Annotated in this window: 10 protein-coding genes; 7 read left to right on the forward strand and 3 right to left on the reverse strand. The window is 71.5% G+C overall.

Annotated features, from left to right (window positions below; genetic code table 11):
• Positions 1–34: 34 nt before the first annotated feature.
• Positions 35–544, reverse strand: coding sequence for an AtaL-like protein (locus tag OG435_RS23545; protein WP_266879434.1), 510 nt, complete (start codon positions 542–544; stop codon positions 35–37).
• A 222-nt stretch (positions 545–766) separates the two neighbouring features.
• Between OG435_RS23545 and OG435_RS23550 the strand changes: the two genes are divergently transcribed.
• Genes OG435_RS23550 through aroC form a run of 5 tightly spaced genes read left to right on the forward strand, consistent with a single transcriptional unit; the run spans position 767 to position 7,346 of the window.
• Positions 767–1,468 carry an SDR family NAD(P)-dependent oxidoreductase gene (locus OG435_RS23550; RefSeq protein WP_266879436.1) on the forward strand — a complete coding sequence of 234 codons (702 nt, stop codon included), beginning with the start codon at positions 767–769 and terminating at the stop codon, positions 1,466–1,468.
• Positions 1,469–1,521: 53 nt separating this feature from the next.
• Entirely contained in the window at positions 1,522–3,651 is a 2,130-nt protein-coding gene (gene tkt, locus OG435_RS23555; RefSeq protein ID WP_266879438.1) for a transketolase, read from the forward strand.
• The gene (gene aroA / locus OG435_RS23560; protein ID WP_266879440.1) at positions 3,648–4,949 is read left to right on the forward strand and encodes a 3-phosphoshikimate 1-carboxyvinyltransferase; all 1,302 of its coding nucleotides are present in this window, start codon (positions 3,648–3,650) and stop codon (positions 4,947–4,949) included. The genes tkt and aroA overlap by 4 nt, the downstream gene beginning before the upstream one ends.
• A gap of 25 nt (positions 4,950–4,974) precedes the next feature.
• The gene (locus OG435_RS23565; protein WP_266879442.1) at positions 4,975–6,165 is read left to right on the forward strand and encodes a 3-hydroxybenzoate 6-monooxygenase; all 1,191 of its coding nucleotides are present in this window, start codon (positions 4,975–4,977) and stop codon (positions 6,163–6,165) included.
• On the forward strand, positions 6,162–7,346 hold the full coding sequence (aroC, locus tag OG435_RS23570; protein WP_266879443.1) for a chorismate synthase: 1,185 nt from the start codon (positions 6,162–6,164) through the stop codon (positions 7,344–7,346). Before OG435_RS23565 ends, aroC begins: the two co-directional genes overlap by 4 nt.
• Before the next feature lie 186 nt (positions 7,347–7,532).
• Here aroC and OG435_RS23575 read toward each other — a convergent pair whose 3' ends face one another.
• Both OG435_RS23575 and OG435_RS23580 read right to left on the reverse strand, forming a co-directional pair.
• Positions 7,533–9,005, reverse strand: coding sequence for an MFS transporter (locus OG435_RS23575; RefSeq protein WP_266879445.1), 1,473 nt, complete (start codon positions 9,003–9,005; stop codon positions 7,533–7,535).
• Between the two features lie 123 nt (positions 9,006–9,128).
• Positions 9,129–9,908: an alpha/beta fold hydrolase gene (locus OG435_RS23580; RefSeq protein WP_266879446.1), complete on the reverse strand. Its 780-nt coding sequence runs from the start codon at positions 9,906–9,908 to the stop codon at positions 9,129–9,131.
• 294 nt (positions 9,909–10,202) lie between these two features.
• Here OG435_RS23580 and OG435_RS23585 point away from each other — a divergent pair, with 294 nt between their 5' ends.
• Complete coding sequence (locus OG435_RS23585; RefSeq protein WP_266879447.1) at positions 10,203–11,438, forward strand: acyltransferase family protein; 1,236 nt, start codon at positions 10,203–10,205, stop codon at positions 11,436–11,438.
• A gap of 25 nt (positions 11,439–11,463) precedes the next feature.
• On the forward strand, positions 11,464–12,318 hold the full coding sequence (locus tag OG435_RS23590) for an NAD(P)H-binding protein (protein WP_266879448.1): 855 nt from the start codon (positions 11,464–11,466) through the stop codon (positions 12,316–12,318).
• Positions 12,319–12,347 lie beyond the last annotated feature (29 nt).

Here is a 12,347-nt window from a genome sequence, read left to right on the forward strand (position 1 = left end):
GGGCCCGTACCGAGGGCGGCGGCGAAACGGCCCCTCACGACCCGTTCGGGTCGGGAGGGGCCGTTCGCGTCCCCGTCGTCCCGGGCTCCGTGGAGACCTGGCGCAGAACGGCCGTCATGGCGTCCAGCGTGCCGTGGAAGTCGTCGTCCAGGTGCCGCAGATACGGGTTCTGCTCCAGGACCGCGGCCGTCCTGTCCTCGGTCAGGGTGATGCTCAGCGTGAGGGTGAGCCGCCCCTCCCCGTCCTCGCCGATCTCGTTGCGTATCTCCGTGATGTCGGTGTGGTCCAGGTACCGGTAGACGATGCGTCCGGCGCTCTCCTGGGCGGTGACCCGCTGGAGGAACGTGTGCTGTCCGCGCCGGATCTCCCGGAGGAGTCCGTCCGCGTACCGATCGTGGATCCGGCATTCCGCGATGGCGGGCACATAGTCCGTCGGATGCTCCGCCTTGTGCAGCAGGGCCTGCCACAGCTTCTCCCGGGTGGGACCGCCATGACCTTCCTGACCTGCGTCGACGACCGGACGGGTCCACGAAAGCGTCAGCATTGATCTCCCTTTCGGTCGCTTACCGGCGTGCAGCCTCCGCCCGCCCGGCCGGGGTGTCAAAGGGGGGCCGCGCAGTCCGTCAGATGGATCCAGGACCTGACGAAGTGCCCCAAGTGCACTGCCCGGTCAGGCCCGTTTCCTTGCAAGGTGGCCGCTGGTCGAATGCGCTCGGCGCGAGCCGGCGCCTTCTCGGAGTCCCTGCGGAGAATCAGGAGAACACTGATGTCTGAACGGTTCGACGGCCGGGTCGTCCTCGTGACCGGAGGTGGCGAAGGCATCGGCCGGGCAGCGGCGGTGGCCTTCGCCCGGCTCGGAGCCCTGGTGGTGGTCGCCGGCCGACACCAGGAGACGCTCGACGCGACGGTCAAGCTGATCCACGACGAAGGCGGCCGGGCCGACAGCGTGGTCGGCGAGGTCTCGGACGCCACGGAAGGCGCCGACGCCGGCGCCGCCCACATCGTCTCCGAGACCGTACACCGCCACGGGGCACTGCACGTGGCCTTCAACAACACCACGGAGCTCGGCCCGCACCAGCACGTCGCCGACATCAGCGAGGCCGCCTGGGCGCAGAGCCTGACGGCCAACCTGACCGGCGTCTGGCTGTCCATGAAGCACGAGATCGCCCACATGGAACGGGCCGGCGGCGGGGTCATCGTCAACACGGCCAGCAACATCGGATCCCAGGGGATGCTCCCGGGCCTGGGCGCGTACGCCGCGTCGACGGCGGCGGTCAGCGCGCTCACCCGGACCGCGGCCAAGGAGTACTTCGGCAAGGCCATCCGGATCAACGCCATCAGCCCCTGCCCGCTCGGCCGGGGAGGCAGCCCCGAGGAGATCGCCGACACCGTCGTCTGGCTCGCCTCCGACGCGGCCGCGTACATCGTCGGGCACGACCTCGTACTCGACCGCAAGACCAGCGTGTGACCAGTACCCAGTCGAGCCCCGCGGCCCGGCCGAGCAGAGGAGTCCCGAGCACCATGACGAGCAGCCCCCAGCACAGGTCCCCCCGTACCTTCGAGTGGAGCGACCTGGACCGGCGCGCCGTCGACACCGCCCGCGCGCTGGCGATCGACGCCGTGGAGGCCGCGGGCCACGGCCACCCGGGTACCGCCATGAGCCTGGCGCCGGCCGCCTACCTGCTGTTCCAGAAGCTGCTGCGGCACAACCCGGCCGACCCCCAGTGGGCCGGGCGCGACCGCTTCGTACTCTCCTGCGGGCACTCCAGCCTGACCCTGTACACCCAGCTCTACCTCTCCGGCTACGGCCTGGAACTCGACGACCTCAAGGCGCTGCGCACCGAGGGCAGTCTGACCCCGGCGCACCCCGAGTACGGGCACACCCCCGGCGTCGAGACCACGACCGGCCCGCTCGGCCAGGGCCTGGGCAACGCGGTCGGGATGGCGATGGCGGCCCGCCGCGAGCGCGGTCTGTTCGATCCGGACGCCGCCCCGGGCGAGAGCCCCTTCGACCACACCGTCTGGGCGTTCGTCTCCGACGGAGACCTGGAGGAGGGCATCAGCCACGAGGCGGGTTCCCTCGCGGGCCATCAGCGGCTGGGCAACCTGGTCGTGCTCTGGGACGACAACCGCATCTCCATCGAGGACGACACGCTGATCGCGGTCTCCGAGGACGTGCCCGCGCGCTACCGCAGCTACGGCTGGCACGTCCAGCAGGTCGACTGGACCGTGACGGGGGCGTACGTGGAGGACATGGCCGCCCTGTACGAGGCCCTGTCGGCCGCCCGTGAGGAGACCGGCCGGCCCTCGCTCGTCGCGCTGCGCACCATCATCGGCTGGCCGTCGCCGGGCAAGCAGAACAGCGGAAAGATCCACGGGTCGGCGCTCGGTGCGGCCGAGGCCGCGGCCACCAAGGCGGCCATGGGCTTGGACCCCGAGCGCTCCTTCGAGGTACCGGACGAGGTGCTCGCGCACGCCCGGCAGATCGGCGAACGGGCCCGCGCCGACGTGAAGGCCTGGGCGAAGCGGTACGCGGACTGGCGCGCCGGCGCCCCCGAGCGGGCGGCCGAGTTCGACCGGATCAGCGTGCGCGAACTGCCCGCGGGGTGGACGGACGCGCTGCCCGTCTTCGAGGCGGGCGCGCAGATCGCCACCCGCAAGGCGTCGGGCGAGGTGCTGAGCGCGCTGGCGGCGGCGCTGCCCGAACTGTGGGGCGGCTCCGCCGACCTCGCCGAGTCCAACCTCACCACCATGAAGGGCGAGCCCTCCTTCATCCCCGAGGAACTGGCCACCGAGGCCTACGCCGGGCACCAGTACGGCCGGACCCTGCACTTCGGCATCCGCGAGCACGCCATGGGCGCCGTCCTCAACGGCATCGCCCTGCACGGCGGGACCCGCCCCTACGGCGGCACCTTCCTCGTCTTCTCCGACTACATGCGCCCCGCGGTCCGTCTCGCGGCCATGATGAAGCTGCCCGTCACCTACGTCTGGACCCACGACTCCATCGGGCTCGGCGAGGACGGACCCACCCACCAGCCCATCGAGCACCTCTGGTCGCTGCGCGCCATCCCCGGCCTCGACGTCGTACGCCCGGCCGACGCCAACGAGACGGCCGTCGCCTGGCGCACCGTACTCGAGAACGACGACCGGCCCGCCGGCCTGTGCCTGTCCCGGCAGAACCTGCCGGTCCTCGACCGCTCCGCCGCTTCCGGTGTGGAATCGGCCGAGGGCACCGCACGCGGCGGCTACGTCCTGGCCGAGGCGGCCGGCGGCGCCCCCGACGTGGTGCTGATCGCCACGGGCAGCGAGGTGCACATCGCGCTGGACGCCCGCGCCGTCCTCGAGCGCGAGGGCGTCGCCACCCGGGTCGTGTCGATGCCGTGCCTGGAATGGTTCCAGGAGCAGACCCCCGAGTACCGCGAGCAGGTCCTGCCCGGCGCCGTGCGGGCCCGGGTCTCCGTCGAGGCGGGATCCGCGCTCGGCTGGTACCAGCTCCTCGGCGACGCCGGGATCCCGGTGGGGCTCGACCAGTTCGGCGCCAGCGCTCCGTACACCACGCTGTACGAGCGCCACGGCTTCACCGCCCTCAACGTGGCCGCCACCGCCCGGGCCAGCCTGGCCCGCGTCGCGGCGCAGCGGGGCACGCGGTGAGCGAGCCGGCGCTGATCGCCCGGATCCCGGGCTCCAAGAGCATCACCAACCGGGCGCTGCTGCTGGCCGCCGCGGCCGAGGGTGTCTCGCTGCTGCGGGCTCCGCTGGTCAGCGAGGACACGCTCGCCTTCAGGGAGGCCCTGACCGGGCTCGGAGTGCGCATCGAGACGGTGGAGCACGGCGCCTGGAAGGTGACCGGAACGGGCGGCGCCCCGCGCGGGGGCGGCTCCGTGTGGTGTGAGGACGCGGGTACGGCGGCCCGGTTCCTGCCGCCCTTCGCGGCGGCCGGCGAGGGCGAGTTCGCCTTCGCCGGGACCGAGCAGCTGCGGGCCCGGCCGCTGCGGCCGCTGGCCGACGCGCTGGCCGGGCTCGGCGCGGACGCCCGGGTGACGGAGCCGGTCGGCGGACTGCCGCTGACGGTCGCGGCCCGGGGTCTGGCCGGCGGCGAGCTGACCGTGGACGCCTCACTCAGCAGCCAGTACCTCACCGGCCTGCTGATGGCCGGTCCGCTGATGCGCACGCCGCTGGTCGTACGGGGCGCCGGGCTGGTGAGCCGGCCGTACATCACGATGACCCAGGCGCTGATGCGGCAATTCGGAGCTTACGTCGATGAGTTCGACGGCTCCGGCGAGTTCGGGGACGGGACGATCCAGGTGCTGCCCGGCGGCTACCGGGCCGCCGACCTGGACATCGAGCCGGACGCCTCCACCGCGTCGTACGCCTTCGCCGCGGCCGCCGTCACGGGGCGCGGCATCACCGTGCCGGGACTCGGCACGGGCAGCGTCCAGGGCGACCTCGGCTTCGTCCGGGTCCTGGCCCGGGCGGGCGCCCGCGTGGAGATCACCGACCGGGCGACGACCGTCACCGGTACCGGTCCGCTGCGCGGCGGCTTCGACATCGACATGGGCGACATCTCCGACACCTTCATGACGCTGGCGGCGGTGGCCCCGCTCGCCGACGCACCCATCACGGTGCGCGGCATCGGGCACGCGCGGCTGAAGGAGTCCGACCGGATCGCCGCGGTCGAGGAGAACCTGCGGGCCTGCGGGATCCGTACCGAGTCCGGTCCGGACCGGCTCACCGTCCATCCGGGCCGCCCCACGGCCGCCCGGATCGCCTGCCGCCGCGACCACCGGATCGCGATGGCGTTCTCGGTCCTCGGACTGCGCGTCCCCGGCATCACGCTGGACGATCCGTCGTGCGTCGGCAAGACCTTCCCCGGCTTCCACACCGAGCTGGAGCGGCTCTTCCCGGCCCGCACGCGCCGTGCGCATCGAACGAGCGCCGGCAGTCACTGATCAGGAAAGGGAAGGTGAGACACCCATGGCCGACATACTCATCGCCGGTGGTGGCATCGGTGGACTCGCTGCGGCACTCGGGCTCGCGCGACGCGGCCACCAGGTCACGGTCCTGGAGCGCAGGGACGTCTTCACGGAGGTCGGCGCCGGCATCCAGCTCGGCCCCAACGCCTTCCACGCGCTCGACCTGCTCGGAGTGGGCCGGGAGGTCCGCGAACGCGCCGTCCTCATCGACGAGCTGCGCTTCATGGACGGCATCACCGGCGAGCGGGTCGCGGCCCTGCCGGTGACCGGGAAGTACCGGGCCCGGTTCGGCAACCCGTACGCCGTGGTGCACCGGGTGGACCTCTACCTGCCGCTCCTGGAGGCCGCCCGCCGGTCCCCCGGCATCGAACTGCTCGGAGGATGCCACGTCGTCGCGTACGAGCAGTGGGTGGGCGGGGTGACGGCCGTGCTCGCCGATGGCAGGCGGCGCACCGGCGACGCGCTCATCGGCGCCGACGGACTGCACTCCGCGGTCCGCCGGCAGCTGGTCGGGGACGGGCCGCCGCGCATCTCCGGTCACACCATCTACCGCTCGGTGATTCCCGTGGAGGAGGTGCCCGAGGACCTGCGGGGAAACACCGTGGTCCTGTGGGCGGGCCCGAAGTGGCACTTCGTGCACTACCCGGTCACGGGCGGCAGGTACTTCAATCTGGCCGCGACCCGCGACGACGGCGCCACGCAGGCCCTGGCCGGGGTCCCGGCCGAGCACGGCCACGTGAGGGACTCCTTCCCCGGACTGCCCGGCCCGGCCCGCAGGGTGCTGGAGCTGGGGCGGGACTGGAAGTCCTGGGTGCTGTGCGACCGCGACCCGGTGGACCGCTGGACCGAGGGCAGGGTCGCGCTCCTCGGGGACGCCGCGCACCCGATGCTCCAGTACGCGGCGCAGGGTGCGTGCCAGGCCCTTGAGGACGCGGTCCTGCTGTCGGTGCTGCTGGACGGCCCCGAGGCCGACTTCGTCCAGCGTCTGGAGAAGTACAACGCGGCGCGCCGGGAGCGTACGGCCCGGGTGCAGCTGGTGGCACGGGAGATGGGGCGCGTGCTCTACCACGCGGCCGGGGAGGCGCGGGTGGAGCGCAACGCGATGCTGGCCGCGCTGTCCGACGAGGACATGTACGACAAGGCGGCCTGGTTGCACGGCGCCTACGACTTCGCATGGGGAGACGGAAATTGAGCAGGTTGCGTTGGCTGACGGCCGGGGAATCCCACGGCCCGGCTCTGGTAGCGACGCTGGAGGGGCTTCCCGCCGGTGTTCCGGTGACCACGGAGCTGGTGGCCGAACACCTGGCCCGGCGCCGGCTCGGCTACGGCCGCGGTGCACGGATGAAGTTCGAGCAGGACGAGATCACCTTCCTCGGCGGTGTGCGCCACGGTCTGTCGCAGGGCGGTCCGGTCGCCGTGATGATCGGCAACAGTGAGTGGCCCAAGTGGGAGACGGTGATGTCGGCCGACCCGGTCGACCCCTCGCTGCTGAAGGAGACCGGCCGCAACGCCGCGCTGACCCGCCCGCGCCCCGGCCACGCCGACCTCGCGGGCATGCAGAAGTACGGCTTCTCGGAGGCCCGGCCGATCCTGGAGCGCGCCAGCGCCCGGGAGACCGCGGCCCGCGTCGCCCTCGGCGCCGTGGCCCGGTCCTTCATCAAGGAGGTGGCCGGCATCGAGATCGTTTCCCATGTGGTGGAGCTGGCGGCGGCCAAGGCCCCGTACGGCCTCTACCCGACCCCCGCGGACGTCGAGAAGCTCGATGCCGACCCGGTGCGCTGCCTGGACGCCGACGCGTCGAAGCGGATGGTCGCGGAGATCGACCAGGCCCACAAGGACGGTGACACCCTGGGTGGTGTCGTCGAGGTCCTCGCCTACGGGGTGCCCGTCGGCCTCGGCTCGCACGTGCACTGGGACCGCCGCCTCGACGCGCGCCTGGCGGCCGCGCTCATGGGCATCCAGGCCATCAAGGGCGTGGAGGTCGGTGACGGCTTCGAGCTGGCTCGCGTGCCCGGCTCCAAGGCGCATGACGAGATCGTCTCCACCCCCGAGGGCCTCAAGCGCACCTCGGGCCGTGCCGGTGGCACGGAGGGCGGTCTGACCACCGGTGAACTGCTGCGCGTGCGCGCCGCGATGAAGCCGATCGCGACCGTGCCGAAGGCCCTGGCGACCGTGGACGTCGCCACCGGCGAGGCCACCGTCGCGCACCACCAGCGTTCCGACGTGTGTGCCGTGCCGGCGGCGGGGATCGTGGCTGAGGCGATGGTCGCGCTGGTGCTGGCGGATGCCGTGGTGGAGAAGTTCGGTGGCGACTCCGTCCCCGAGACCCGCCGCAACGTGCGGTCGTACCTCGACCACCTCAAGATCGTCTGAGCGGGGCCCGACCAGGGCGGTACAACGGGCGGTGGGGGCACGGACAACCGTGCCCCCACCGCCCGTTGTGGTTGCTCCCCCTCGGCCGCTGTACCGCCCCGCTCGGCCCCGCGTACGACTACGGCCGGTGCCTCCCCCCGGAGGCACCGGCCGTAGTCGGTGGGGGCGCACGGAGCGCCCGGACGGTCAGACGGTGGCCGGCACCGCGGACTGCTCGTCCTGCGAGGACGGATCCGCGGTCGGCGTGCCCGTCGCATCGGCGTCGGCACGGCGGAAGGTGAGCGCGATGGCGATCGAGACGACCATGGCGCCGGCCGCGATCAGGACGGCGGTGCGCAGACCGTCCGTCGTCGCCGCCCGGGTGGCCTCCTCGCCGGTGATCGAGTTGGCCACGGCCACCAGGAGTGCCAGGCCCACGGCGCCGCCGACCTGCTGGCCGGTGGAGACGATGCCGGAGGCGATGCCCTGCTCCATCGGGTCCACGCCGGACGAGGACGCGGAGAACATGCTCGTGTAGAGCGCCCCCTGGCCGAGGCTGAGCACGATCAGGCCGGGGACCAGGGCGATGTACGAAGCCGACGGGTCCATCGCGAGCGCGAGCATCAGCGTGCCCGCCGCGCCCACGACCAGGGCGCCCAGGATGGTGTTGCGGGTGCCGAGGCGGGTGGCGAGCCGACCGCCGAGGGTGGAGCCGACCAGCCCCGCGACCATCGGGACCAGGAAGGCCAGACCGGTCTCGAGCGCGCTGTAGCCGTGCACACCCTGGAAGTAGATGGTCTGGAAGTACAGCAGCGAACCGAAGGTCGCCATGAACATGAAGGTGGTGGCCACGCCCGCGGACAGGTTGCGATTGCGGAACAGCCGCAGCGGCAGGAGCGGTTCGGCGCTGCGCGACTCGACCACCAGGAAGACCGTGAGCAGCACCAGAGCGGCAGCGCCCGCGCCGAGCACGGGGGCCGAGGCCCAGCCGGACTCCGGTCCCTGGACCAGGGCGAAGACCACGAGCGTGGCACCGGCGGTGCCGGTCAGCGCGCCGGGCACGTCGAAGGAGCGGCCGGCGGCGCGCTTGCCGTCGGGGGCGATCAGCGCATAGGCCGCGGCGATGGCGACGACCGCCAGCGGGACGTTGACGTAGAAGACCGACTCCCAGCCGAAGGCCTGGGTCAGGACGCCGCCGAGCAGCGAGCCGAGGACCATGCCGCTGGCCCCGGCGCCCGCCCAGACCGCGAGGGCCCGGTTGCGCTCGCGGCCCTCGCTGAACGAGGTGATGACCAGGGCGAGGGTGGCGGGGAAGAGGAACGCGCCGCCCAGGCCCTGCAGCGCCCGCGCCGCGACCAGGAACTCCGAGGCGTCGGCGAGACCGCCGAGGAGCGAGCCGACGCCGTAGAGGGAGAGCCCGAAGACGAACATGCGGCGGCGGCCGAGGAGGTCGGAGGCACGGCCGCCGAGCAGCAGGAAACCGCCGTAGATCACGGCGTAGGCACTGACGACCCACTGCAGCGTCTGGGAGGAGAAATCGAGGCTTTCGCCGATTTCGGGCAGTGCCACATAGACGATGTTGTAGTCGAGCGAAGTGATGAGCTGGGCCAGCGCGAGGAGCGCCAGGACAAGTGCGGGACGACGGGATGCCGATGTTCTCGAATCTGTGCCCGACGACATGGGGGGTCCTTTCGGTTCCATCGACCGAGCGGGCTGTTGGGGCCGCGAAAAGGGCGGGGACGGTCGTGACCGGCCCCCGCCCTTTAGTCGAGTGGGAACAATGGGTTCAGGGATGGGAAAGAATCAGGACTGGTGGATGAAGTCCTGAACGAGCTTGACGAATTCGGCAGGCTTCTCGTAGACGACCACGTGGCCGCTTTCCAGCTCGGCGTACGAGCTGTTCTTGATGGCGGCGTGCAGTTCCCGGGAGTTCTCCACGGGGACCGTGTTGTCCAGGGTGCAGCCGATGACCAGCGTCTGGGCCTCGATCTTCGGCAGCAGGTCCCGGATGTCCGCGCGCAGGTTGAGGTCGATGTGGCGCAGTGCGCCCTCGCTCGGCTGGTTGCCGGCGATGATGCCCTCCAGCTGCTCCCGGCCGACGCCGTTGAGGAAGGCGCGGCTGAACGCGGTCAGGGTGCCGAAGCGGCCGAACGCGTCCGGCTTGTCCTCCAGCGCACGCCACACGGTCATCAGGTTGCGCAGGTACTCGTCGTCGGGGGCGGCCCAGCCGGCCGTGAGGACCAGGCGGCGGACCAGGTCCGGGCGGGTGGCTGCGACGGTCGCGGAGACGACGGCGCCGAGGGAGAAGCCGACCAGGTCGACCGGGCCGTTGCCGGCCTCCTCGATCACACCGATCACCTGGGCGGCGAGCCGCTCCACCGTCAGCTCGGTGCCGTCGTCCTCGGTGGCACCGCAGCCGGACAGGTCCGGCAGGAGCACGGTGCGGCTCCCGGCGAACTCGTCGGCGAGGTGGCCCCAGGTTCCCTGGGCGCCGAAGCCGGTGCCGTGGACGAAGAGCAGGCCGGTGCCGGACCCGCGGACCTGGTAGTCCACGCGGGCGTCACCTGCGGTCACGATGGGCATGTTTCTCCCCTTGATGTGCGTCATTGCCGATATCACGATGCGCTCCGCCATCGCCAAGAGATGGGCAACGCCTTCGGAAATCTAAGGGGGAAACAAGGGGCTCGGGAGTTCTGCCCCGGCAATCTGTCAGGTCGGCGCCGGTCGGATCCGGCCGGTGCCGCACGGGAAGCCGCACCGTGTCCGCAGCTGACAGATTAAGCCACCGGCCGTGCCGGGAATCCGTCGGAAGCAGTCTAATCAGCGACTGAACCATAAAGGAAACGCGACAACTCCATTTCCAAGGACGGTTATTTCATGGCTTACGGCCAGATGATCGCGGAAGGACCGGCGGCCGCAACCGTCGAGGCTCCCACCGCGCAGACCGACCGGGGCACCAGCCCCGACCGGGGTACGAACGCGGAGCGTGGCCAGAGCCGGCTTCCCTCACTGACCGGACTCCGATTCCCCGCCGCCCTCCTGGTGTTCCTCTACCACGCGGCCCTGCCGATCCCCGCCCTGCGCCTGCTCGGGGACGACGCGGACGTCATGGACTTCTACAAGGTCGCCGGACAGATGGGCGGCCTCGGCGTCACCTTCTTCTTCGTGCTCAGCGGCTTCGTGCTGAGCTGGTCCGCCCGGCAGAAGGACACCGCGAGGGCGTTCTGGCGCCGCCGGTTCGTGAAGATCTACCCGAACTACGTGGTCGCCTGGGTGCTCGGGATGGTGCTCTTCGCCTCCGCCTACACCCCGGTCGGCACGTCGATCGCCAACCTGCTGATGGTCCAGGTGTGGTCGCCGGAGTTCAACACCTACTTCAGCGTCACCCCGCCCAGCTGGTCGCTCGGTGCGGAGGCGTTCTTCTACGCCGCCTTCCCCATGCTGAACAACGTCTTCCGGAAGATCCGCGACAGCCACCTCAAGTACTGGATCGCCGGCACCGTCGCGCTGGTCGTCGCCACCCCGATGCTCACCTACGCACTGCTGTCGGACGCCCCCGGGATCCCCGGCGGCGAGGCCAGCTCCGTGGTGCAGTACTGGGTCAGCTACGTGCTGCCGCCGGTCCGCATGGCCGACTTCGCGCTCGGCATGCTCGTCGCGCACGCGGTCCAGCGCGGCCGCTGGAAGAACATCGGCATGATCTGGTCGGGGCTGCTGCTCGTGGTCGGCTACGTGCTGACCGCGTACGTCCCCTACCTGTACGGACAGCGTGCCACCTGCATCATCCCGGTGATCCTGCTGATCGCCGCCGCCGCCACCGCGGACGTGGAGAACCGGTTCACCATCTTCCGCAACCGCACCATGCTCTGGCTCGGCGAGATCTCCTTCGCCTTCTACCTGCTGCACTTCGTGGTGCTCGCCTACGGGCGCGAGCTGCTCGGCACCGAGACCTACTCGGCGCTCACCACGGCCCTGCTGCTCGCCGCCGCCGCCGGTATCACCGTCGTCCTCTCCTGGGCCCTCTACGCCGGGGTGGAACGGCCGTTGACCCGCCGCTTCGCCAAGTCGAAGCGTGCCCGCCAGACGTCAGACCGCGTTTCCGCCGGTGCCTGAGCACCCGCCGACATCAAGGAGCAACATGTCCAGCACGCAGATCCTGGTCATCGGGGCCACCGGCCAGGTGGGCCGTGAGGTCCTCTCCCAGCTGATCGGGGCGGGTGTCCCGGTCCGGGCCGGCGCCCGCACCCCCGCGCGCATCGGCGCCCCGGAGACCGTCGAGGTGGTCGAGGCCGACCTCGGCCGGCCCGAGACGCTGCCCGCCGCGCTCGAAGGCGTCGAGAAGGTCTTCCTGTACGCCGTTCCGCAGGGGATCACCGAGTTCCTGGCGGCCGCGCAGCAGGCCGGGGTCAAGCACCTCGTGCTGCTGTCCTCCCAGACGGTCACCGAGGCCTTCCCCGGGCAGGAGCCGATCACCGAGATGCACCGCTCGGTGGAGTCGGCGATCGTCGAGTCCGGCATCGCGTACACCTTCCTGCGCCCGCACAACTTCGCCTCCAACATCCTGATGTGGGGCTGGCCCGAGAGCATCCGGGCCGAGCAGAAGGTGCGCTTCCCCTACCCCGGGTCGCACAGCGACGTCATTCACGAGAAGGACATCGCGGCGGTCGCCGTGACGGCCCTGACCGAGCCGGGCCACGAGGGGCAGAGCTACTTCATCACCGGCCCCGAGTCCGTGACGCAGCGCCGCCAGCTGGAGATCATCGCCGAGGTCGTCGGCAAGGAGCTGGAGTTCGAGGAGCGCACCGAGGAGCAGGCGCGCGAGGACCTCAGCGAGACCGTGCCGGCCTGGGTCGCCGACGCGGTGTTCGGCTACTGGTCCGCCTCCGACGGCGTACCGACGCACCTGTCGGACACCGTGGAGAAGATCACCGGGCGCCCGGCGCGGACGTTCGCCGAGTGGGCGGCCGACCACGCGCGGGACTTCACCGCCTGAGGGTGAGCCGGGGCACATGACGGAGGGGG

The sequence above is a fragment of the Streptomyces sp. NBC_01264 genome, from assembly GCF_026340675.1.
Lineage (GTDB): Bacteria > Actinomycetota > Actinomycetes > Streptomycetales > Streptomycetaceae > Streptomyces.